Raw genomic sequence first — 25794 nt, forward strand, 5'->3', positions numbered from 1 at the left:
ATTTAAAGATTCTGTTACGCCAAGATTGTGGGTTATTGCATAAAGTGAAATTTTGTTTCGGACTAAATGAAATGTTTCCAAATTCCCATAGTCTCAAATAGGTTGAAAATCCAAACTATAGCTGTATATCAGAAACAAATACAGTTAAAAAATGCAGCATCTATCTAGCAAGTTACACAACAGTGCTTTCTAGGGATTGAAAAGTTATCAGAAGCATTGGAAAAAATCCAATTTAGCTGAAGAAAATGGCATGAGAAAAATTGGATTTATCTCTAGAAATTAGAGAAAACTATTGCACTTGGGAAATATTAAGAAAGATATGGGTAAATCTAAACGGATTGGCATTCTTACTAGTGGGGGAGATTGCTCTGGTTTGAATGCAGTTATCAGGGCTGTTGTGCATTGTGCTGCTGGTAAAGGTTGGGAAGTATTAGGGATTCGTCAAGCGACACTGGGATTAATGGCAAATCCACCACAATTTACAAAACTGGAAATTGACTTAGTAGACCCTCTGTTAACTTCTGGTGGGACAATGTTAGGAACTACCAATAAGGGTGATCCTTTTGCTTTTCCTATGCCTGATGGTAGTGTATGCGATCGCTCTGCCGAAATTATTGCCGGTTATCATCAACTCGGTCTAGATGCTTTGATTGGCATTGGTGGTGATGGTAGTTTAGCCATTCTTCGGCGCATAGCCCAACAAGGCGGCATTAATTTGGTGGGGATTCCCAAAACTATCGATAATGATATTGGCATTACTGAACACGCCATCGGTTTTGATACGGCAGTGAATATTGCCACGGAAGCACTAGATCGCTTACATTTTACTGCCGCTTCTCACAGTCGAGTCATGATTTTAGAAGTGATGGGGCGTGATGCTGGACACATTGCCATCGCTGCGGGAATTGCTGGCGGTGCAGATGTCATCCTCATTCCCGAAATTCTCTACAATCTAGAACACATTTGTCACAAAATTAAACAACGCCAAGACAAAGGCAAAAACTATTGTTTAATTATTGTTTCCGAAGCAGTGCGGACACAAGATGGTGACACGCTCACGATGACCAATCGTTTAGGTCAATCTCGATACGGTGGTATTGGTGAATACCTAGCTGATCAAATTAGTGATCGCATCGGTGCAGAAACACGAGTTACAGTCTTAGGACACATCCAACGTGGTGGTACAGCTTCACCCCTAGATCGGTTAGTCGCATCTGCCTTTGGTGTCGCCGCCGTTAACCTCATCGAAGCAGGTAAATATGATTACATGGTTTCCTGGCAAAATCGCCAAGTTTTAGCTGTACCCATTGCAGAAGCGATCGCTCAGTATCGAGCCGTCAATCCAGAAGATACTTTAGTCAATACTGCTCGTGGTTTGGGAATTTATCTAGGAGATTGATCCTTGACAAAACAATTCACAATAACTGACTCAACGCTGTAGTGAATACCCTACCATCTTTATCGGTATGCACACCTTAAGAAGTATTGCGAATACTATTGCAATAAAGTTATATTTCTTTACATAAAGTTACAAAAATATAAGAAAGAGGTTGTGATGACGATTTTATTTGCGGTATTAGCTTTGGGTTGGGTAGCAGCGTCTGTTTTAGGTTCTTTAGCTTACTTTTTAGGAGAACAGAAAAAACCCATCCACGAGAGAAACTGGCGTTCTGACGCTTTTGAAAAATTAGCCAAGTCTATTACAGGCATAGATACAGACTACAGCGATCGCACTCCCGCCTATGCAATGGATGCTTACACCAGCCGGACATTGCCTCGATAGCGAGAAAGGTTGCTCACGAAAATGTTGATCAAGTATTGGGGTGGGTATGATTTGCCCACCCTATTTTGCTTATATAAATTATCATTTTCCATCAACGACATAACGCCAAGAGTCAGGCTCGTGTTTTTGCGGAATTTTCAGCATCAATATAGACATCGTTGCCCGAAATCCTTGTAGAGACGTTGCACTGCAACGTCTCTACGGTAAAATCTCTACTTCCCCTTCTGCCAAAGTTAAGTGAGGTATCATTTCTCCGGCAACTTGCTGTATAGATAGTAAAATAACATCGCCTTGACGTATTCCTTGCATAGTTTTGCCTTAGGGATAGGTACAAATCCCACTTCGCTTTTGCTCGCAATTTTGATTTAATTTTGGCACAGGATATGAGGGACGGGAAACTAGAGACTGGGGACTGGGCTAAATTTTTCCCAATTCCCAATCACCGATACCCAATTCCCATCTATCGTTGTACTAAACTCGTGGGGTATTTTGGAAACTGTAGTCGCCAATTTTGCCATTGATAAGTTAAAGATGGAAATAGCTGAAAATTCCAGCTAGCATGATTCATCCCTTATGCTCTAAAAAGAACTACACCTGAAGTTTGCCGGATTTTTACCCTAGTAAACATTTTTTATGAGGCTCAAACTACAGCAAGCGTGACGTTTCCTCTTGACATTTCGTCGAAATTACCTCAACTTGACTCTTTAGCTTAACAGCTACTCTTTTTTTGAAATTCCATGTCAACTCTCGTCATTGTCGAATCTCCAACAAAAGCTCGTACTATCCGCAACTATCTGCCAAAAGACTATCGGGTAGAAGCGTCGATGGGTCATGTCCGTGACTTACCCCAATCAGCTAGTGACATTCCTGCCACTGTCAAAGGCGAAACATGGGCCCAACTTGGGGTAAATGTGGATGCGGACTTTGAACCAGTGTATGTTGTCCCCAAAGACAAAAAGAAAGTTGTCACCCAGCTCAAAGATGCGCTCAAAGATGCAAGTGAACTGATACTGGCAACTGACGAAGACCGAGAAGGCGAAAGCATTAGTTGGCATTTATACCAGTTGCTCAAGCCAAAAGTCCCGACGAAGCGGATGGTGTTTCATGAAATTACTCAAGAAGCCATCAAAAAAGCTTTAAAAGACTGCCGTGAGATCGATGAGCAGTTAGTTCGCGCCCAAGAAACGCGGCGGATTTTGGATAGGTTGGTAGGTTACACACTTTCCCCTCTGTTGTGGAAAAAAATTGCCTGGGGATTATCTGCTGGACGGGTGCAGTCTGTAGCCGTGCGCCTCTTGGTAAATAGAGAACGCCAGCGTCGAGCTTTCCGCGAAGGTACATACTGGGATTTAAAAGCTGACCTAGAACAGGCAAAAACCCCATTTACAGCCCAGCTAACTACCCTAGCAGGCACGAAAGTAGCAACCGGGAGTGATTTTGACCCAAACACGGGAAGAATTACCACTGGGCGCAATGTAGTGCTGCTGACAGAGGCAGATGCCATAGCTCTGAAGGAACGGGTAACTGGTAAACCCTGGAATGTGTCTGAAGTCGAAGAACGTCCCGTGACGCGCAAACCTGCGCCACCGTTCACCACCTCGACATTACAGCAAGAATCTAACCGGAAACTGCGTCTCTCAGCCCGCGACACCATGCGCATTGCCCAGAATTTGTATGAGCAGGGTTATATAACCTATATGCGTACAGATTCCGTACATTTGTCAGAACAGGCGATCGCCGCAGCTCGCAGTTGTGTAGAACAATTGTACGGCAAACAGTACCTCAGCCCCCAACCCAGGCAATACACCACCAAATCCAAAGGCGCACAGGAAGCCCACGAAGCCATCCGACCGGCGGGTAGCAGCTTCCGCACCCCCCAGGAAACTGGTTTAAGCGGTCGAGAACTGGCTCTGTATGATTTGATTTGGAAGCGGACTGTTGCTTGCCAAATGGCTGACTCTCGCCAAACTCAAATCACCGTCCAGTTACAAGTTGAGGATGCTGGTTTCCGCGCCTCTGGTAAGCGGATTGACTTCCCTGGATATCTCCGGGCTTATGTTGAAGGTTCTGATGACCCAGAAGCAGCTTTAGAAGACCAAGAAGTAATTTTACCTAGTCTCAAAGTAGGAGATCATCCAGATTGCCGAAATATCGCAGCAGTTGGTCACGAAACCCAACCCCCAGCTAGATACACCGAAGCCACTCTCGTCAAAACCCTAGAAAGTGAAGGTATTGGTCGTCCTAGTACCTACGCCAGCATTATCGGCACAATCATCGACAAGGGTTACACCCAGTTGGTGAATAATGCTCTTATCCCCACTTTTACCGCTTTCGCCGTCACCGACCTGTTAGAAAAACACTTTCCTGACATCGTTGACCCCAGTTTTACCTCCAAAATGGAGCAAACCTTGGATGATATTGCCGATGGTGAAGCGGAATGGCTACCCTACTTACGGGAATTTTATCTGGGGGATAAAGGTTTAGAAACCCTGGTAAAAGAACGAGAAAGTCAAATCGATGCGAGTGAAGCCAGAACCGTAGAACTGGAAAATTTAGCAGCTAAAGTTCGGATTGGTAAATATGGCCCCTACATCGAAGTCGATAATGGTGATGGTGTAGTCACAGCTTCGATTCCCAAAGACCTGACACCAGCAGACCTCGATCCCAAACAAGTTGAAGTTATCCTCCGCCAAAAAACTGTGGGTCCAGACCAAGTAGGTCGCCATCCGGAAACGGGAGAACCGATTTACGTGAAAATAGGTGCTTATGGCCCCTATGTTCAGTTAGGTGACAAGTCCGATGAGAATCCTAAGCCTAAACAAGCTTCTCTACCCAAGGGTGTGACACCAGAAAACATCACCCTAGAGATAGCCGTTGGTTTATTGTCGCTTCCCCGGTTGTTGGGAGTGCATCCCGAAACGGGCGGAAAAATTCAAGCCAGTTTAGGACGTTTTGGCCCCTATGTCGTCCATGACCAAGGTAAGGAAGGTAAAGACTATCGTTCCCTCAAAGCCAGTGATGATGTCTTAACAATTTCTTTAGCAAGAGCGCTGGAGTTGATATCTGAGCCGAAAAAGACCCGTGGTGCGAATAGTAGTAAATCAAAAGCCGCCTTACGGGAATTGGGTACACATCCAGAAGACGATGCACCAATTAATATCTACGATGGCCCTTACGGCCCTTACATCAAACACGGTAAGACAAACGTGGGTATTCCCGAAGGTACTTCAGTCGAAGATGTTACTCTCGCTAGCGCTTTAGAATTACTTTCAGCTAAAGCATCAACGGCTAAATCTACACGCAAAACCACTAAAACCACAACCAGCAAATCTAAGTCAACCACTAAGTCGTCAACCACAGCTACTAAGAAAAAGAGTGGGTGAAGAGTGGTGAGTGCTGTTAGCGGAAGCGGGGCGTTCAGCCCGTGCTGAGTGAGGGAGTGAGGGGTGTAAACAGTGAACAGTGAACAGTAAACAGTGAACGTTTATTAACTGGTAACTGATAACTGATAACTGGTAACTGATTTGGGGAGTGGGGGAGTGCTGGTGCTGACCATTGACCATTGACCATTGACCATTGACCATTGACCATTGACCATTGACCATTGACCATTGACCATTGACCATTGACCATTGACCATTGACCATTGACCTTTGAGTAAATATTAAATTTTCATTAATGCCTGATGCGCCAATTCACACTTGACCATTCACTCAAAACCATTGAGTTTTGACTATAGCTACCAAATGCCCTTGTTTGGCAGCATGAGGTCTGATCGGCTGCTAATGTGATACTCTAAAAAGTAAGGGAGATAACAACACTAAGATTTCATAAAGTGGCCTATGTCCGTAACATAAAAGTGTGTATCAGCCCAAATGCAGGTCAGAGGTGCAAGATTACGCCAGTTTCTGCGTAGCTGTTAATCAAATTTGAGGTAGTATCTCAGGAGCAGTCAGTTTAATGGACTATATAGAAAAAGTACTGGAAAAACTGAAAGAATTGGCCCGTAAGCTGATTGAAGCCCTGATGGGGCCAGAAGCGGAGCCGGAACCGGAACTAATTCCGATTCCTGTAGATAATCGCTCTCGTCGTCGCTAATAGCCTGAAGGTACGAGACTTGACAGTGCAACCTCTAAGTATTTTGGTGCTGCATGGGCCAAACCTGAATTTGCTGGGACAAAGGGAACCAGGGGTTTATGGCTCTGCCACCTTGGCTGAGATTAATAGTTTGTTAGCAGAAGTAGCCCTAAAATTACAGGCAGAAATTTTTCCCCTCCAGTCAAATCATGAAGGAGTTTTAGTAGATGCTATTCATGAGGCTTTGGGGAAACACCAAGGAATTTTGATTAATCCAGGAGCTTATACCCATACAAGTGTAGCTTTACGAGATGCGATCGCTGGTGTAAATCTACCTACTGTGGAAGTTCATCTGAGTAATATTCATCGTCGAGAAGAGTTTCGCCATCATTCTTACATCGCCCCGGTAGCTATTGGACAAATTAGCGGTTTCGGTGTACAAAGCTATCTGTTGGGCTTACAGGCGTTGGTACAGAATTTGAGGGAATAGTCAGTGGTCAATGGTCATTAGTCAATAGTCATTAGTCAATGGTCATTAGTCAATAGTCATTAGTCAATAGTCATTAGTCAATAGTCATTAGTCATTAGAATTATTACTCCCTCCCATACTCCCTCACTCTTTACTCAGCACTCAGCACTCCCTCACTCCCTCACTCCCACACTCAGCACGGGCTGAACGCCCCGCTTCCGCTAACAGCACTCAGCACTTCCTTTTTAATTCTTTAAGATTATGCGTTATTCACTGGTGAGTAGGTTTAGAGGGACTTTATTGGGAACAGTTATAGGTGCGGGTTTAGTTCCTGGTGGGGAAGCAGTACAGCAGACAGTTGACTCTCAAATTATTCCAGCTGTGATTACTGGCTGTGGAAGTTTGGTGAGGCTGGGAAGACTAGATTTAGATGATTGGCGAGAAATTTACCAACAAGAATTTTTTAGTTCAGGTACAGCTGAAAGTATTACACTCAAAATTATTTTAGCGACGATACCCGTAGCATTATTTTTCCACGAAAATCCAGTTAAGTTGCAGCAAAATTTGCTGGAAGTGGTGAAAATCTGGAGCGATGACGCAATTATCCGTGATGGTACTCTAGCAATAGGATATGCGATCGCTCAATCACTTACAGAAAAACTCCAACCCCAAACTCTCATTCCGCAAATAATTTCTTTTATTGGCGACACTCACACCTCAATACCACAAAATTTACTAAAAGTCAATCAAGCTGTGACTCAAGGATCTGGGTTAACAAGATTGCTAAGTGAGTTGAATGGTACAGAAAAGCTCAGTAGTGCTTTGGCTGTAGGATTTTACTGTTTTCTTAGCACCTTAGAAGACTTGCGTTTAACAATGTTGCAGACAGTAAAACTCAACTCTGTTTATGCACAGACAATCATTGCCATAACTGGTGCTTTATCTGGAAGTTATAACAGTACTGTCGGTATTCCCGTTAATTGGCAGGTGGCACTTTTAGGTAAGAACTCAGCAGCCACAGGAGAAAGCAAGCTCTGGCAAATGTTAGAATTGGGCGATGCCCTTGCCGCAGTGTGGTCAGGAGTTTATCATCTGACTGCATATCCAAGGGAGTTTTCCGAACACGGATGTATCATGTTTGAGCAACAAGTTCCCTTGTCTGTTTATGCTGCACCTCGAATCATTCGGGGGCATTAATTTCTAAAAAATCGGTCTGGGAGTTCACAAATCAAGAAAATCAAAAGGCTCTTTCTATCAGCTTTTGAAGCTTAGAAACCGGGAATGGTAAAATCGGTCAAAAATCACACTGGGATAGATGCAATAAATTGGAGCTGGGTGCATGAAAAGCGTTCCTCTATTGTTTTGGCGATCGCAGTTGTATCCCTTACGGGTGTTGTGGGTCATAAGTTATACAATCAACCCCAATTAAAAATCGGCACAGCCGCGCCACAGACAATTAGAGCGCCACGTACTGCTAACATCGAAGATCAGCAACAAACTGACTTAAAACGCAAAGCAGCCAGTAAAAGCTCCACACCAGTGTTAATGGTTGATGCCAAAACTACAGCACAAATTGACCAATATTTACAAAAAATCCTGAATGAAGGTAACGAAATCCGCATTTCTGCTGGTTCATTTCCGTTTTTTGATACCTCAGTATTGTCTTTACCGATCCAGCACTATCTACGTTCTTGTTCTGATTCAGAATGGCAGGGAGTTTTAGCAGCCATAGAAAATACAGGTCAAGGAGAAGTAGGATTTTTTACTCAAAAATCAGGCGATCGCTCCAAAAAACGCCAATCTTCACAAAAGCATTCTAGTGTTGAGCAAATTCAGGAAAGCCAAGTCCAAGGTATCTCTATTGACTCGACTCATCCCACAGCAAATTTATCTTCTCCAGTAGCTAAAAATGTTGAAGTTAACGTCAAGACAGAGTTTATCCAAGCCTTAGCAGAATTAGCCACTTATCGTGTCACTACCGGCGAGCAGAACCTATCTACACTTGTAACTCAAATTGCTCAAGCAAGGCTGGCTTATGCTCAAGCTAGTGTCCAACTTTTAAACCTAGACACGATCGCCACACAGACAGTCTATCACGACACCATTTTGTTAGAGTTGTCTGATAACGAGTGGACACACACACAACAGGGAATTCGCCAAAGTGCAGAACGGATTCTCGCTCAAGGTATTCCCCCCGGCTTACCCCAGAATATTCTACAAAATGCAGTCAGTTTACAAGTACAAACATTTGTCCCGAAAAATGCGGAAACTTTAGCAACTAAAGTACTACTAGCTGTGCTGCAACCCAATCTCAAGGAAGATCAGGAACAAACGCAACAACAAGCAAAACAAGCAGCCGCGATTGTCGCCCCCGTACTAGTTGAGGTGAAGCAAGGGACGGTGATTGTCCATAAGGGAGAAAAAATTACCGCCTGGGATTTTGAGATATTAGAACATTATCAACTGATTCGCCGGGAAAATAACTGGTTGGGTTTGCTCAAGCTGGCAAGTATTACGACTGGGGCTATTTGTGTATTCGTCTTGCTGGAAAAGCGCAATCAGTGTCCTTTACGTCAACGCGATCGCCTGTTAGTTTTACTGCTGACTCTGAGTACACCAGGGGTGCTAGCAGTTGGTATACCATACACTACTTGGGCTGCTGTGGGTTTGTTATTGGGTAGTTTCTACGGGCGTACCTTGGGTGTCACCGTAGTGGGATTACTCTTGGTCATGCTAGTGATCAGCATGGAAGTGAGCATCATTGGGTTATTAGCTGGGGCGGCGGGTGGAATTTTAGGGAGTTATTTGGCGCAGAGATTGCGATCGCGTGAGGAATTAGCCCTGTTGGGTATGGCGATCGCTGGGATGCAAGGTGGTGTTTATCTGCTGATCAAAGTCTTAATTGGTGCGGCTTTTGGGGCGGGTTGGTATGTCATTCTCCAAGAAGCTGGGTTATTTGCGTTATCTGGCTTGGCTTGGAGTATTGTGGCTTTGGGTTTAAGCCCTTATTTAGAAAAAGTATTTGATTTAGTTACGCCAATTCGGTTGGCAGAATTAGCTAACCCCAATCGACCTTTATTAAAAAGATTAGCCACAGAAACACCAGGGACTTTTCAGCATACTTTGTTTGTGGCAACTTTGGCAGAAGCGGCTGCGAAAAAACTTGGTTGTAATGTAGAGTTGGTTAGGGCTGGGACATTATATCACGATATTGGCAAAATGCACGACCCTTTGGGATTTATTGAAAATCAAATGGGCGGGCCGAATAAACACGAAACCGAAATTCAAGATCCTTGGAAGAGTGCAGCAATTATTAAAAAGCACGTCACTGAAGGGTTAGTGATGGCACGTAAACACCTTTTACCCACTGCAATTCAAGCTTTTATTCCCGAACATCAAGGCACAATGTTGATTGCCTATTTTTATCATCAGGCAGAACAAATGGCTGAGAATGATCCGAGTATTATCCTGGATGATGACGATTTTCGTTATGATGGCCCAATTCCCCAATCGCGGGAAACAGGTATTGTGATGCTAGCTGATGCTTGTGAAGCGGCACTGCGATCGCTTAAAGATGTGAATCATGAACAAGCTGTAACTGTACTTAATAATATTCTCCGTGCCAGATGGCAAGACAATCAACTCATAGATTCAGGCTTAACTAGAGAGGAAATGTCACAAATTGCCGAAATTTTCGTCGAAGTTTGGCAACAGTTCCATCACAAGCGCATTGCTTATCCTAAAGTAAAGGTGTGAAAGTCATTGGTCAATAGTCATTGGTCAATAGTCAATAGTCATTGGTCAATAGTCATTGGTCATTAGGCAATAGGAATAAAGATTTTAGCTGACCCAATTTAAACTTGATTAAAAGCTGGTGGATAAATTACATTGCCTCGATATTTTGCTTGATAACCTGGGAGAGGCTTGACCATAAATACATCTTCGGGAACTGGAAAAGGACTAGCAATGTCATACTTCACTGATGGTTCAAACCCAAAACGAGTATAAAATTGCGGATCACCCAAGACAATTACCATGACTTCTTTTCTCGTCGCTAATTTGGCTAACCCAGCTTGCACTAATTGAGTGCCAATACCTTGTTTTTGAAAATCAGGATGAACAGCGATCGGTGCTAAACTGATAACTTTAAATGTAACTTCATCTACCAAATTAATGTAACTAAAAAGAATATGTCCAACTACAACATGATCAACTTCTGCCACTAAAGCCAGTTCGGGAATAGAAAATTCAGACATCCGAATAGCTGCTATCAGTTGAGCCTCATTGTCACGTCCAAATGCTAGCTGATTAATTGTGGCGATCGCCAGATAATCTGATGAATTTTCACAACGAATATTCATGATGGTAAAATTAATTCCATAAAAATCCAATTTTGGCGATATTCGAGAGGAATTTCGATTTTTTCTATATAAGGCTCAATATTTTGAAAGCCGAGTGAATAATAAAGTGCTAATGCGGCACTGCTAAAAGGTGCAGTATCTAAGCGTAGTCTTGAGTAACCAATTCTTTGAGCCTCATGGATTATAGCTTTCAATAAACAAGTACCTATACCTTTTTGCCGAAACTCTGGTTGTACATAGATCCTTTTGACTTCTCCTATACCCTCATCAATCTTTCGCAAGCCAGCACAACCAACTGTTTTTGTTTCATATTCTGCTAAGAGTAAGCATCCTGTTGGCGATGTAAATTGTGAAATTTGCATCATGTACTGGGCTAAAATTTCATTGATATCAAAACTAAGATTAAATTCACGGCTCAATATCAAATTAGACTCCTGAGCATATTCTAAGAAAATCTTTTGAGCAGAAGCCTGATGTACTTCTGTCTCTGCTGGGATGATTTTTAACAACATATTATATACATATTATATTGATGAAAACTGCCGAATGAATTGTAGCAATATGTTGTGCTATGGCAAGGCTAATACCAAATTTATTGATGATTCTCTAACCATCTCTTGTAATTCTGGATCTTCTTTCATCATTCTTTTAATAATTTTTAGTGCATCATTAGTTTTCTTCATCTGTTTGTTCCTCTGGTTCAGTACTTTTTGACTTTTCAAACAACCTCTAAGAGGGTGTTGGAAAAGTTTCAGTAGGTATAAAAATGTCATTCTGACTGGAGCGGAGCGTCAGGAAGAATCTAGGTTTTGTGGCACGTACCGAGATGTTTCATTCCGCTACGCTGCATTCAACATGACAAAGAAACAGACTTTTCCAACGTCCTTTAAGACTCGGACTTCTCTTTGATCATCCTGAAAGAAAATAATCCGTGTTTCTGGCATTGTTTGGCTAATGGTTACGCATACTACTAATTTTATCGCAAAAAAGCGATTTTTAGTGATTAGGCAGCACTGCCTACCTTCGGATATAAGGACTGTTTCGCCCACAAGGGGCGTAAAGCCTGCGGCATGGCTTCTCTACGAGACGCTACGCGAACGCTTAGAGCGTAGCGGGATGTAGTACGGTTTTAAACCTTCACTTTTTTGATAAAAATACGTGTTTTCACTTACTGACAATTACATAAAACGTGAGTTATTTTGATTGCCAATTCTTGTTGACAGTTATATAATTTACACGCTTATTTATGTATTACTGTAAAGTTGGTCAAGGTGTTTACACGGAAGCAAAGTTTGTTAAGAATAATATTCATTCTCCAGTATTATTAATTCTCGATTCTCAAGTACCAGATTACTTACATCTATTGTCTGGTGTGCAGTCTGGTGTGGAAGTAGCGGTGATTGATGCTTACCAAGATGGTGTAGAGCAAATTACACAAATTCTGCAACAAGGTTCTGGTTGGAAACAAGTGCATCTGATTAGTCATGGTTCTCCAGGCTGCTTGTACCTTGGTAATACGGAATTAAGTTTGACAACGATTGAAAAGTATAAATTTTACTTACAAAAATGGTTTCAAGGTTTTCAATCTGGCGGTGAGTTATTCATCTATGGTTGTCAGGTGGCTGCTGGAGATGCGGGAGAGGAATTTCTCTCACAATTGCATGAGATATTACAAATAGAAATTGCTGCTTCTCGGACTTTAACTGGTAATTCTGCTTTGGGTGGTAACTGGTATCTAGAAGCTAGGACAAGTAAGATTCATCCTCTAGCTATCTTTCCATCTGATGTTTTAGCTAGCTATCCAAGTATTCTTGCTACTTATATAGTTAATAGCCTTGGCGATAATGATGATGGCAATTTGGGTAATGGCATTACTACTTTACGAGAAGCAATTAATGCCGCTAATGGGAATAAAAATGAAGCCCATCTGATTCGATTTGAGTTAGGTAGCCAGCCCCAAACTATCCTCTTGAGTAGTAGTTTGGGCATTTTTGGCAATATTACTATTGATGGGGGAAGTGCAGCCAAGATTACCCTAGATGGTGGTAATAATAATCGCCATTTTTATATCGGTGCATTACAAGAATTGACACTGGAAAACCTGACTTTGATCAATGGTAAAGATCAGGCGGGGGGTAGTATTTTCAGTGATCAAAATGCACGCTTGAATGTGGATCATGTCACCTTTAAAAATAACACCGCCGTGATGGATGGTAGCGGTGGTAGTGGCGTTGGGGGGGCAATTTTCAGTCAGGGAATTTTACGCCTCACAGATAGCACCTTCCAAAGTAATACAGCCGCCGCATTAGGGGGGGCAATATTCAATGCGGCTAAACCTCTCACCGCTAGTGGGAGTTTGTTTGTTGATAACCAAGCTGGTGGTGCGGCAAATTCGCCTAGTTTTGTGGCTGGGGGGGCAATTTTTGATGATGGGGGCAATGTTGAATTAATTCAAAGCACGTTTAGCAATAACCGTTCCACTGGTGATGGTGGGGCGGTGTTTAATAAAGGCAAACTCAGTGTTTATAACGGCACTGTAACTCTGAACGTAGCTGATAGCGATAATAGTGGTTCTGGGCGTGGGGGGGGATTTTTTAATGATGGTGGCACGATTAGAGTTAGCAATAGTATTGTTGCAGGTAATCGGGCGGCAGAGAATGCAGACTTAGCTAAGGGAAGTTCGGGACTATATATTAGCTTGGGCGGTAATTTAATTGGTGAGGATACAGTCAAACAGTTTACAGAAGAGACTGATATTACTTTTGTCAATGCGGGGATTAATGATATTAATCAAGTTTTAGATCCGACTTTGGCGTTAAATGGTGCGGCTTTGGGTTCACCGTTAACTCATGCTTTAGTGGCGGGGAGTCGGGCGATTGATGGGGGATTACCATCTTGGGTAAGTTTGGCAACGGATGCAACAGGAAAATCCCGAATAGAAAATTTCCGCATTGATATTGGTGCAGTTGAGTTTACAGGTACAGGGACAATTCCGACAAACTCTATCAATGAGAATGATTTATCTGTAACTATTAATACAGGTTCTACTGTTTTGACAGCACTGAATCCCTACAGTCAATTAGGTGCTGATGTCACATATCAAGGTAATGGACAGGTTGTTTATACTCCTGGCGCAGCTTTTCAGACTTTGGCCGCAGGAGAAACGGTAATTGATACGATTACCTTTGCTGATAGTGAGGGAATTAAGACGGTAAATGTACAGGTGGTTGGTCTTAATCAAGCACCTGCGGGCGTAGACGATGTGATCATTGGATCTCTGACGTTTAATCCTTTGGCAAATGATCTAGATGTAGATGATGGCGATCGCCTACAAATCACTAACATTGCTAGTCAGCCTAGTAATGGTCAGGTAATTGTTAATCCCAATAGTACCATTACTTATATACCGACGGGCGGATTTACTGGTACAGATGCTTTTACCTATACTCTCAGTGATGGTAATGGTGGCACAAGTACGGCTGAGGTAACGGTCAATGTCGGGAATGTTGCTAATTTGGTCATTGTCACCACTAATCTAGATGTTGTCGATGCTAACGATGGTGTCACATCTTTACGAGAAGCGATCGCCACTCTCAACAATTTAGGTAATGGGACAATTGGTTTCAATTTATCTGGGGAACAAACCATTACCTTAACTAAAGGACAGTTAGAGGTTCTCCCCAATAGCGATATCACGATCCAAGGTACAGGGGCAAATGCGCTAACTATTAGTGGTAATCAGCAATCCCGGTTGTTTTTCGTCGATATTGGCGGCAAATTAACCCTGAATGGCTTAACTTTAGCTGATGGCATAGATCGGGCTAATAATTCTGTATTTCCAGGGATTTCCCAAGGTGGGGCAATTCGCAACCAAGGCATATTAGTTATTAATGATAGTGTATTGCGAGATAACCGTTCAGAAACTATCGGTGGGGCGATCGCTAATGGTAGCAGTGGTGGTGATGCCAATGATGCGCCTCTTTACAATGCCAGTCTGACGATCAATAACACTCAATTCATTAATAATATTGCTAAAGATCAAGGTGGGGCAATTTATAACGGCTTTACTGGCAGTGGTGGCTCAGTCACTATTAGCAATAGCAGTTTTGAGCAGAACCGGGCTTTGGCGATTGGTGGGGCAATTTTTAATAATAATGGTGGTTTGAGCATTACCAACACCGACTTTAGTCATAATTTTGGTGGTGATCAAGCTGGTGCGATCTATAACAATGGTGGGACAAATCCCAATGCTGTTTTATCAGTTCTGGGAGGTACTTTTAGCTATAACCTAGCTGATAGAGAAGGTGGGGCAATTTTCAACACAGGAACTACTAGCTTGATCAGTAGCCAGTTTCTCTACAACCGGGCTGATAATGCTGGCGGTGCAGTGTTCAATACAGGTGATATTACTGTCGCCAATAGTCTGTTTAGCTACAACTCGGCTGTAGCCGATCGCCTGGGAATTGCCGGAATTGGGGGGGCGATCGCTAACTCTAATGGTTCCTTAAATCTGACTGGTAGCCTGCTTAACAATAACTATGCCCAGAAAGAAGGTGGCGCGATCTTTAGCTACACTAGCGGCACTGTTGATGTAAGCGACAGCACCATCTATGGCAATATTGCTGATGATCAAGGTGGTGGTATTGCCATAAGTGGTGGTAGTAGCAACCATAACATTTCTAATACGACGATTAGCTACAACCAAGCAGCGAATAACGGCGGGGGAATTTTCCTGAGTTATGGGTCAATCAATTTAGATAGTGTGACAGTTGCCTTTAACGTCGGTAATGCTGATGGCGATTTCCGAGGCTTTGGTGGTGGTATATATGCTGATGGTAATGCTAAAGTCCGCAACAGCATCATTGCCGGGAATATTGATTACAGTGGTATCGCTCCCGATGTCGGGCAATCATCCTTTACCAGCAGTACTTCTAATTTTACCAGTCTGGGTAACAATTTAATTGGTATAGACCGTCGCACAACTACCAATGGCTTTTTCTTAAGTCCTAGCGATCGCACTTTTGCCAGCGCTGGCATTACAGATATTTCCCAAGTCATCTATCCTAATTTGATAGCAGGGACTCATCTACTGGTTGAGGGTAGTCTGGCTATTGATAGTGGTAGCACTACTTTGACAACAGATCAAACAGGTGTAACTCGCACCGGTACGGCAGATATTGGTGCTTATGAAGTGCAATCAGGTGAAACTTTACCACCAGCCGGCACACAACTGAGTCCTGTTCTACCACCAGTCACGACACCAGCCAACACGATCATTACCAGAATCACCATTAACAGTACCGCCGACACCGATGACAATAATATCAACAATGGTGTAACAACGCTGCGGGAAGCGATTAGTTATGCCAATCGCACTGTTGGAGATGCAGTTATTGATTTTAATTTAGGTACTGGTTCACAGACTATTACTTTGGGTAGTGAACTAGTCATTAGTAGCAATATCGAGATATCGGGAACAGGCGTTGATAGCTTAACGATTGATGGTAATGCTACTACTCGCATATTTAAAGTTGAGAGTGATTTTAATGAACCGGCAGTTTCCAGTTTTAGCAATAAGCTGCCACCCAAATTCACCCTGCAAGATTTAACTCTGGCTAATGGGTTGGCTGGTGAAGGTGGGGCAATTGATAACTCAGGCAACTTAACAATTAATCGTGTCATATTCCGCAACAACCAAGCTAATAGCGGTGGTGGTGGGGCAATTTACCACCACAAGGGTAGCAATTATGGGAGCAGCAATCCGTTTTTAACTATCACAAATAGCGACTTTAGTAACAATAAAGCCGAAAATCAAGGTGGGGCAGTACTGTTAGATGCGATCGCTTTTCTTGACAATACCAGCTTTACTCAGAATACTGCTAACGATAAAGGTGGTGCGATCGCTATCAACAATTTCCAACGCTACAATGCCTACCCCTACTCGTTGACTCTGACAAATAGCATCCTGACGGAGAATACCGGACTCAATGGTGGTGGTGCTTTGTATATTACTAACAATAGTCGTGTCAACACTATTAATAGCACCTTCAGCAATAATACTGTTACCCAGGGAGACGGCGGTGCTGTTTATTTAGACACTAGCAATGCTACACTCATTGACGAAAACAGTCAGTTTATCAAAAATACTGCTAGTGGAAAAGGGGGAGGGATAACCAGTGATCGAGGTATCTTATCTTTCGCTAATACAACAGTTGATGGAAATATATCTGATAGTGCTGGTGGAGGGATTTATCAACAAGGATCTGGCACTTTCACCGTCCACAATAGCACCATTAGCAATAACTCTTCTGGCGATCAAGGCGGTGGTGTTTATACAGAAAATAGCTTATCTCGGATTATCAATACAACCTTGAGTGGCAACCAAGCTAAAGACTCTGGTGGGGGGATTTACCAAAAAAATACTAAACTCACCCTAACCAACAGCACTTTAGTCTTGAACAAGGCTGATGCTGATCAAAATAGTACAGGAAGCGGTGGGGGACTGTTTAATGATAGTTCTACAGCCAAAATTGCCAATACCATCATCGCCGGCAATCAAGGTAACTCTGCACCAGATGTCGGTGAGACTCCATTCGTGAATTTTTCTGGCGGTAGTATCTACATCAGTCGGGGTAATAACTTTATTGGTGTGGATAGTGTTGGCGAGTTCAAAGAAGCCACAGATCAGACTTTTGCTAGTACCGGACTCACCAATCTTAACCAAATCCTCGATCCGACTCTGGCGTTCAATAATGCGGCGACTGCTTTTACCTTCACCCATAGCCTGTTAAGCAATAGTGTTTTAGTTAATGCTGGGAATAATGTTTTTGCACCTGCAACTGATGCTACTGGACAAGCCAGGATTATCAATTCAGTGGTGGATATTGGTGCAGTAGAATTTCTGGATGGTTTGATTAATCCTCTAGCCACAACTACGAATAGTCAAAACGTCACCTTCAATTCTGGTTCGACGACGGTAGTACCTTCCTCTGTGATCACAACCCAACTGGGTGGTACAGTCATCAATCATGGTACAGGCTTCTTCACCTACAAGCCTGGAGATAACTTTGACGATTTAACTAGCAACCAATCTGTGATCGATAGTTTTACTTATACGGATGCCAATGGACTGCAAACGGCACAAGTATTAGTCAATATAGTTGGGGAAAATCCACAACTTCCAGTACAACCCATGCCAATTTTGCAGGGTGGTAATGTCTTATTAGTCACCACTACAGCCGACAACCTGGATGCTAATGATGGCAAAATGTCTTTGCGGGAAGCGGTACAACTTGCCACCTCTCAGGCGGGGAATTGGATTATTGGCTTCCAGCTAGATACTACCACGCCTCAAACCATCACTCTGACTCAAGGACAACTATTAATCGGTCAATGGCTACCGAATAATGTCGAGATTGTGGGATTAGGTGCAGAAAATCTCACCATTAGTGGTAACAACGCTTCACGCATTTTCTATATCGGACGCGGTTCTACTCTCAAACTCAGTGGTGTCACCATCGGCGATGGGGTAGATGGCATTGAACAAAGCATTCCTGGTTCGATTGGTGCAAATCAGGGTGCAGCCATTCGCAACGAAGGCAATCTAATTATCAATGATGCTGTCTTCCGTAATAACAACAGTAAAACCATCGGTGGGGCAATTCTCAATGCTGCTAACCCTGGATTTAGTGTAGCTAATCCATCTGAAGGTTACTCTGGCAGCTATCAAGCTAATCTAACTATCAACAATACCACCTTTGTTGACAACTTCGCTAAAGACCAAGGTGGGGCAATTTACAACGGCTTCAACAATGATCATTCAGGCGTGGTGACTATTACCAATAGCCATTTTATCCGTAACGTTGTTGGAGCGATTGGTGGGGCAATTTTTAACAATGCTGGGGCTTTAAATGTCAGCAATAGCAGCTTTACAGATAATGATGGTGGTGGACAAGCGGGGGCTATTTATAACAATGGCAGCAGCAATTCCTCAGCCGTTGCCACAATTACCGATTCTCAATTTACCCGCAACTTAGCAGAACGGGAAGGTGGAGCATTATTTGTTACAGGGAATACGACTGTCACAGGTGGCACTTTTAGAGGCAACCGGGCTGATGCTGCTGGGGGTGCTATCTATGCAGCTAGCAATGCCAATTTGACGATAATAGATAGTCAACTGACAGAAAACATTGCCCTAGCCGATCGCAGTGATAATAGTGCGGGGATTGGGGGGGCGATCGCTCTGGCTAATGCTACTCTGAATATGCAGGGAACAACTGTCAGTGATAATACTGCTCAAGATGAAGGTGGCGGTATCTTTAGTACTAATAGTACTCTGAATATTACCAGCAGTACCATTAGCACCAACACCGCCGGCGATGATGGCGGTGGTATCTCCAACAATGGCGGCACTGTTAACCTCACCAATAGTACAGTTAGTGGTAATACAGCCAATGATAACGGCGGTGGGATTTTCCAAAGTGCAGGTTTAACGAAGCTATTAAATACCACCATTACTCTGAATACTGCCAATGCTAACAATCAACCCGATGGTGTCGGTGGCGGTATCGCTATCTATAAGTCGGGTAGTTCATCAGAAATTCAATTGCAAAATAGCATTGTCGCTGGTAATCAAGATTTGAGTGGACTAGCACCAGATATCAATGCCGATTTTGATAGCACAGGTATTATTTACACTAGTCTGGGAAATAATTTGATTGGTGTGGACTCCCCCGGTGCATTCACCACTACAGGCGATAAAACCTTCGCTAGCACTGGTATCACCAACATCAATCAAGTCTTAAACCCAGTCCTCACCAATAACGGTGGTAAAACTCTCACCCACGCTTTAGTAAAAGATAGTCCCGCGTTGAATGCTGGTGCAAATACCGCAGTTACTAGCTTGACAAAAGACCAACGCGATGCTGACCGCATCATTAGTGCAACGGTGGATATCGGTAGCTATGAAGCCTTGGTGTTAGATGCAATTGATGACACAGCCAGCACCCAGGAAAATACGCCTGTAGTGATTCAAGTTTTGGCTAATGATATCAGCGCCAACGGTACTCTCAGCATAGATAGTTTCTCAGCTAATACCGCCTTGGGAGGAACAGTTACTAAAAATAATGACAATTCCTTCACCTACACAGCACCCAAATCCATCATCCCTGGCGATGTAGTTGCAGATACCTTTACTTATACTTTGAGTGATGGTACTAACACAGACGAGGCGACTGTCACCATAGAAGTCACAGGTGAATCTAACTTACCCATTCCCGAAGATGATGAGGTAACAACAGCCACTAATCAATCTGTACAGATTCAAGTCCAAGATTTACTAGAAAATGACCAAAACTTAAATCTATTTGGCTTAACTTTCACTCTCAACAGTTCACCTAGCCACGGTACGGTTGCATTAGATGATAACAATACACCCGACGATTTAGCAGATGACTTCATCACTTATACACCCCAATCAGATTTTGAGGGTGATGATGAATTTGCTTATCAATTCGTTGATGAATTTGGCTTTAAGAGTGTAGCTGCTAACGTTAATCTACAAGTAATCGCACCACCATCACCACCACAACCACCACAACCACCACAACCACCACAACCACCACAAACACCACAACTGATAAATAATAAAAATCTATTCACAGTGGTGGGAGATACCTTGCAATTGCAAATAACTCTGACTCAAGAAAATAGCGATGAAGTAGACGAAATTGGGGTATTTGTTGTTGATGATGAACAAGGCAGAGTTAACGGCTTACTACCAGGAGAAGCGGGATATTTAGCAGCTGCATTCAATCCCAATCGTTCTCAACCAGCACAAGTAATTTTCTCGACATTAAGCAATAACTTATTCCCGCAATTCACCTCAGTTAAAAACTTGAAATTTAAGGCAGGCGATCGCTTACAGTTTTATCTAGTCCAAAATAGTACCACAGACTTAGTTATCGCTGGTAAAAGTAATCGTGTACTGTTCGGGAATGCAGTTAATAGTAGTGGACAATTTATCACCCTCAGTACAGAAGAATTGAGCAATGGTAATTTTAAACTGCGTTGGCAAAACCAAGGTAATGGTAATTCCCAAAAGTTTGATGATATCGAAATTGAATTGCAAATTACTAACACCAATTCCCCCCTTGGGACAGATTTGCAAGGAGAATATCAAAGTGAAGTCATTGATTTACGAGAGTTTAGCGGTCAAACTTTAAATGCTACTTTTACTATCTGGCGGGAAGCTAGGTTTAATAATGTCGCTGGACTCTATGTAGTAGAAAATTCTCAAGGTTCTGTGCGCGATCAATTTGGTGTCTTAGTCAATCCCGGTGATGCACGTTATATAGAAGTCGCATTACAAAAACGACTAATTGATCTAGAGTTAAAAGTGAGCGATCGCTCGCAAACAAACATCGATATTCAACTCCAAGGAGGGCAGATTTTAGCACCTTTCTTAATTGTTGACGGCACAATCAATCAACTCACAGATAACAACGCCAATAACAATCCCAATATTTATTTCCCCTACCTGGGAGCTAACAAAGATGGCTTTGATCATCTGCGGTTATTAGGTAATAATCACTTCGGTTTTGAAGACCTACCCGGAGGAGGAGATAACGATTACAATGACGTTGTTTTTAAATTAGATTTACAACCAATTGCCATCGTTTAACAAATTAGATGTAGGGTGTGTTATGCCGTAGGCTAAGAGGATGTTTTAAAAGTGATTGACTGTGATTTTAAGCACTGGCTGATCCCCCCTAACCCCCCTTAAAAAGGAAATGAATTAAAGTCCCCCTTTTTAAGAGGAGCCAGTTGCGTGGGCGGGTTTCCCAACTTGAGCAAACTGGCGTGGATTTAGGGGGATCTAAAACGTTTTGTTACAGACAAGAGGACTTTTCAAACAACCTCTAACACACCAAAAAAACCTTTGGTTGGTACTACTAAACCCCCACACCCCTTTTCAAACCCGTGTTTATTAAAGTCCTATTTCTTAAACTACCAAAACCAAAACGCACTAGCATCTTTCAATCAACCCGATTAGTATTAGCCTGTGGAGTCCTGGGAGTTGGCTTAACATTTCTTGTCCAGCATCTTTTAAGTATTCGCAGTAGTCGGGCTTATATCAACGGTGATATCGTCTATATCCGTGCGCCCATCGCCGGCAATTTACAATTAAATAATCAATATGTGCCTGGAGAATGGATAGAATCTAATACAGTTTTAGGGCAAGTATCCAACCCCAGAGCGAATACCTTAATTTTACGCCGAGAAGAATTAAAAACTCAATTGAGTGTTGCTCAAAAATCATTGCTGAGTCTGAATAATCAAGCTAGCACCTATGAAAAAATCCTCAACAAACTCGATGGTAAAATTCATAGATACGACCAGCAACTTACTCAACAAAAGCTCTTACAAAATCAACAACAAAAATTAGAACTAGCTCAAACCCAAAGAGATATTAATCAATCTTATGCCGAGTTATCACAACAAAAAGAAGCAGCAGCGATCGCCGAAAAAGAAGCACAGCGTTATCAAAAATTAGCGCAGGAACAGGTAGTATCAGCTAGTCAAGCGGAAAAACTCAAATCCGTGGCTAAACAATTGCAAGAAAATGTGAATAAAGCAACGGAATCTTATCAACAATCTGTACAGCAACTACAAATCAACGAAGCTAATTTATCATCTGTACAAATTAACTTTATGCTAAGAGTCGGTGACACAGAAAATCGTCAACAACAATTACTGATTCATCAACAAGATTTAGCTAAAGAATTGATAGGGATTCAGCAAAAAAAAATTAGTACCGATGGAGAAATTCAAGCCATTAAGACTGAATTAAATAAAATTGAAAAACAATTAAAAATAGATTCCTTAGCAGCTATTAAACCTGCCTTTCCTGGGCCTATTTGGTCAATTAAATCCCGTAGCCATGAATATTTAGAAGCTAATGAAGTAATTTTGGCAATGGTGAATTGTCGTAACCGTTGGGTTGAAGCTTTAGTTTCCGAACAAAGTGCAGCCCAACTCTCGCCAGGAATGGCTGTACAAATCAAACTCTTAGGTGAAACTCAGCAACGCTGGCGTGGCGAAATTTTAGCAATTCGCGCCGGAGTCGGACGAATGAGTGCGGGGGAAGATGTGGTTGGTTTACTCAAAGATTTACCTCAACGCCAAGTGGCTTTACGCATCGGCGTAGAGTGGACAGAACCGACAAATTCCCAAGAGTTTTGTTTTGTCGGACGCAGTGCAGAAGTAGTGATTCCCCGCTTTGGGAAGAAAAATTGATAATTCGTAATTATAGCGTTTCTTAATCTGATGCTAATAAAACCAAAAAAACCTCCGCGCACCTCCGCGCTTTCCTCCGCGTCCCTCTGCGTTTAAAATTATTCCTCCCGTACCTCACTGACTGAGTAATTGTTATCAGAAAGTCTAATCTGGTTTACAGCATTATTTTGAAAAAACGGTCTAAATGCAAGTGAAAAATTTATGGTGGTTTTATTCTGCTTTAGTAATTGTTTTGGGATGGAGTATTGTTGATTTAGATATAGACTTATCAGAGTGGGAAATTGCCTTCATGGCTTGGCTAGAAGCCTGTCATCACTTTTTTGCACCCACAGAAGCGGGGTTGTTGCAGATATGCTTACCCACTGGCTGTAGTCTAGTGGCTGCGCTGTTACTAAAATATTTTTCCCCTCAACCTGGGTATTGGAGTCGATTAATTGCAGCGATAATTGCGATCGCTCTAGTTACAGAGTATATGCTTTGGCGATTGTTGGGTACTCTCTATTTACCTAATTTTTGGATTGGTAGCTTGAGCGTGTTATTTTTCCTAGCCGAGCTATTGAATTATATCAGTATGATCAGCTTCTATGGGCAAACTGTGATGGTACGCGATCGCACTCAAGAAGCAGACTATTTATCTCCCGCAATTATTCATGGTGATTATCAACCAACTGTTGATATTTTAATTCCCACTTATAATGAGTCTCTCGATATTCTGACTCGTACAGTTATCGGTTGTCAGTTAATTAATTATTCCCAGAAAAAGATTTATCTTTTAGATGATGGTTGTCGTCCAGAAGTAGAAAAATTAGCTCAAGATTTAGGCTGCTTTTATATTGCTCGCATTGATCGTTCCCATGCCAAAGCAGGTAATATTAATCATGCTTTAAAATTCACATCAGGAGAATTGATTACTAGCTTCGATGCTGATTTTGTACCTACGGAAAATTTTTTAGAACGTACAGTTGGCTTCTTTCAAAATCCCCAAATTGCCCTAATCCAAACCCCACAAAACTTTTATAATACATCTTCTTTTTTAGTCAATTTAAAAGTTGATCATCTCGTGAGTAACGATGTTGATTTATCTTTTCAGTACATGGAAGCTGGCAGAGATGCTTTAGATTCACCCCTATGTTCGGGAACATCCTTTATCATTCGTCGCAGCGCCTTAGCAAAAATTGGTGGTATTCCCACTCAAAGTATCACTGAAGATTTTTACACCTCAATGCAACTCCTCAACCAAGGCTATAAAGTTATTTATTTAAATGAGTTAATATCTGCCGGGGCTGCACCAGAAAATATCAGTGCTTATATCAATCAAAAATTACGCTGGGCGCAAGGCAATTTACAATTACTTTTCTGTCCGCAACATCCACCACTATTTTATTCAGGACTGAATTTAATTCAGCGTCTAGTACATTTCTCAGCCATTATTTTTTGGTGTACTGCCATCACCCGCTTATTTTACTTACTCCTACCAGCTTTTTCACTACTCTTTGGCATCTTTGCTATCAAGCCAACACTGCCAGGAATTTTAATTTTCTTCTTACCCTATTATATTTTTAATCTATGTATTTTTAATTGGATTAATGGTGGATTGAGGTCAATTATTTGGTCAGATGTCTTTGATATTTTAATGTGTTTTCCAGTAACTATTGCTGTATGTAAAACTTTAATTGCCCCATTTGGTAGTAGATTTAAAGTTACGCCTAAAGGTGTGGTGTTATCAAAAATCAATATGAACTGGCAATTAGGAATACCTCTAATATTAGTTGCAGTCGCTTACTGTATTGGGTTGTTCCGCCACTTATCAGGAATTGCTGAACCCACTGATGAAGTTGCTAGTTTAGGGGTGACTTTAATTTGGAGTTTTTACAATTTAGCCTTATTAAGTGTTTGTATTCAGTCAACCATTGAAGTTCCCCAAGAACGAATATTTATCAGATTTAAACATAATTTAACTTGTAAATTCAAGTCATTAACAGCAATTTGGGATGCTCAAACTGTTGACTTGTCAGAAGGAGGAGCTTTAATCAAGATTCCGGCAACTATATCACTATCTCAAGTACCAGAAACAGCACATTTGTCTATCCCGACAATTACAGATACAGATTTTTCAGTTAAAATTGTCAGAAAATTTACCGACAAAAAACATATTTATCTAGGGCTAGAATTTAGCCAACTTTCATTATTACAAACTAGAAATTTAGTCAAATTTCTGTTTTGTCGTCCTCACCTTTGGCAACCAAAAAGAACTACAGAAATCCAAGCTGCTAGCGCATTTTTAAAAACAGTCTTACGCTTTTATCCCCTAGCAGAAGCCAGAGGCAAGTTAAACTTTTAGCTGAAACAGCAGAAGATGTCTTGAACCTTCTATAGGACTAGTATTTGATTATTGAAAAAAATCAGTACCAGTGGAGGAACTTCTTACCTATTGCCTATTGCCTATTGCCTATTGCCTATTCCCTACCTACGCAAACTATTTCAGTAATCAAATCGGATTCCTATATAGCGGTTCCCACTCTAATGGGGTACAAAATTATATTGCAAGGTGTAGGGGCAATTCATGTAGCCGAAGGCTTAAGGCAGGGTATTGCCCCTACGGGTGTACCTCACGTGAACGAGAACCGCTATAAAAGTCAAAATATTTATCGAAACATAAATTTGCCTAAATATTAATAATGGAAGCAGACATTTTAAATCTGCTTCCATAAAATCTTTTTAAACTTACAGCCAAATTCTTAAAACAAGCCTAGAAGGATGATGAAAGTCAAGCCACAGAAGGCAAGTAAAGTAATAATCAAGATATT

At 42.0% G+C, this 25794-nt stretch carries 14 protein-coding genes; 11 read left to right on the plus strand and 3 right to left on the minus strand.

Going from position 1 to position 25794, the window contains the following annotated elements; all coding sequences use genetic code 11:
* Positions 1–319: 319 nt before the first annotated feature.
* From FD725_RS02015 to topA, 3 genes are all read left to right on the plus strand, one after another.
* Complete coding sequence (locus FD725_RS02015; RefSeq protein ID WP_179046578.1) at positions 320–1399, plus strand: ATP-dependent 6-phosphofructokinase; 1080 nt, start codon at positions 320–322, stop codon at positions 1397–1399.
* Positions 1400–1555: 156 nt separating this feature from the next.
* Positions 1556–1783, plus strand: coding sequence for a photosystem II protein, Psb35-related (locus tag FD725_RS02020; protein WP_179046579.1), 228 nt, complete (start codon positions 1556–1558; stop codon positions 1781–1783).
* Between the two features lie 737 nt (positions 1784–2520).
* On the plus strand, positions 2521–5166 hold the full coding sequence (gene topA / locus FD725_RS02030) for a type I DNA topoisomerase (RefSeq protein ID WP_179046580.1): 2646 nt from the start codon (positions 2521–2523) through the stop codon (positions 5164–5166).
* Positions 5167–5270: 104 nt separating this feature from the next.
* Here the strand turns inward: topA and FD725_RS02035 are convergent, their stop codons facing one another.
* Positions 5271–5423 carry a hypothetical protein gene (locus tag FD725_RS02035; RefSeq protein ID WP_179046581.1) on the minus strand — a complete coding sequence of 51 codons (153 nt, stop codon included), beginning with the start codon at positions 5421–5423 and terminating at the stop codon, positions 5271–5273.
* Between the two features lie 359 nt (positions 5424–5782).
* On the opposite strand from FD725_RS02035, the gene FD725_RS02040 reads away from it, so the two are divergent.
* The 4 genes from FD725_RS02040 to FD725_RS02055 all read left to right on the plus strand — a co-directional run bounded on the left by FD725_RS02040 (position 5783) and on the right by FD725_RS02055 (position 10085).
* Positions 5783–5881 (plus strand): DNA topoisomerase I, encoded by a 99-nt coding sequence (locus tag FD725_RS02040; protein ID WP_179046219.1) that lies wholly within the window; start codon positions 5783–5785, stop codon positions 5879–5881.
* A gap of 25 nt (positions 5882–5906) precedes the next feature.
* Entirely contained in the window at positions 5907–6350 is a 444-nt protein-coding gene (gene aroQ, locus FD725_RS02045; RefSeq protein WP_179051382.1) for a type II 3-dehydroquinate dehydratase, read from the plus strand.
* Positions 6351–6590: 240 nt separating this feature from the next.
* On the plus strand, positions 6591–7526 hold the full coding sequence (locus tag FD725_RS02050) for an ADP-ribosylglycohydrolase family protein (RefSeq protein ID WP_179046582.1): 936 nt from the start codon (positions 6591–6593) through the stop codon (positions 7524–7526).
* Between the two features lie 84 nt (positions 7527–7610).
* Positions 7611–10085 carry an HD family phosphohydrolase gene (locus tag FD725_RS02055; protein WP_179046583.1) on the plus strand — a complete coding sequence of 825 codons (2475 nt, stop codon included), beginning with the start codon at positions 7611–7613 and terminating at the stop codon, positions 10083–10085.
* Positions 10086–10183: 98 nt separating this feature from the next.
* Here the strand turns inward: FD725_RS02055 and FD725_RS02060 are convergent, their stop codons facing one another.
* Both FD725_RS02060 and FD725_RS02065 read right to left on the minus strand, forming a co-directional pair.
* Positions 10184–10690 carry a GNAT family N-acetyltransferase gene (locus FD725_RS02060; protein WP_179046584.1) on the minus strand — a complete coding sequence of 169 codons (507 nt, stop codon included), beginning with the start codon at positions 10688–10690 and terminating at the stop codon, positions 10184–10186.
* Positions 10687–11202 (minus strand): GNAT family N-acetyltransferase, encoded by a 516-nt coding sequence (locus tag FD725_RS02065; RefSeq protein WP_256871831.1) that lies wholly within the window; start codon positions 11200–11202, stop codon positions 10687–10689. Before FD725_RS02065 ends, FD725_RS02060 begins: the two co-directional genes overlap by 4 nt.
* 734 nt (positions 11203–11936) lie before the next feature.
* Here FD725_RS02065 and FD725_RS02070 point away from each other — a divergent pair.
* The 4 genes from FD725_RS02070 (at position 11937) to FD725_RS02085 (ending at position 25663) form a co-directional block, all read left to right on the plus strand.
* A complete protein-coding gene (locus FD725_RS02070; protein WP_179046585.1) occupies positions 11937–21371 on the plus strand; it encodes a DUF4347 domain-containing protein in 9435 nt (3144 codons plus the stop codon).
* Between the two features lie 299 nt (positions 21372–21670).
* Entirely contained in the window at positions 21671–22987 is a 1317-nt protein-coding gene (locus FD725_RS02075) for an HlyD family efflux transporter periplasmic adaptor subunit (RefSeq protein ID WP_179046586.1), read from the plus strand.
* 184 nt (positions 22988–23171) lie between these two features.
* Entirely contained in the window at positions 23172–25328 is a 2157-nt protein-coding gene (locus tag FD725_RS02080) for a glycosyltransferase family 2 protein (RefSeq protein WP_179046587.1), read from the plus strand.
* A 182-nt stretch (positions 25329–25510) separates the two neighbouring features.
* Positions 25511–25663, plus strand: a complete 153-nt coding sequence (locus FD725_RS02085) for a hypothetical protein (protein ID WP_179046588.1) — start codon at positions 25511–25513, stop codon at positions 25661–25663.
* Positions 25664–25794: the final 131 nt, after the last annotated feature.

Origin of the sequence: Nostoc sp. TCL26-01 (assembly GCF_013393945.1) — a bacterium.
GTDB lineage: Bacteria > Cyanobacteriota > Cyanobacteriia > Cyanobacteriales > Nostocaceae > Trichormus.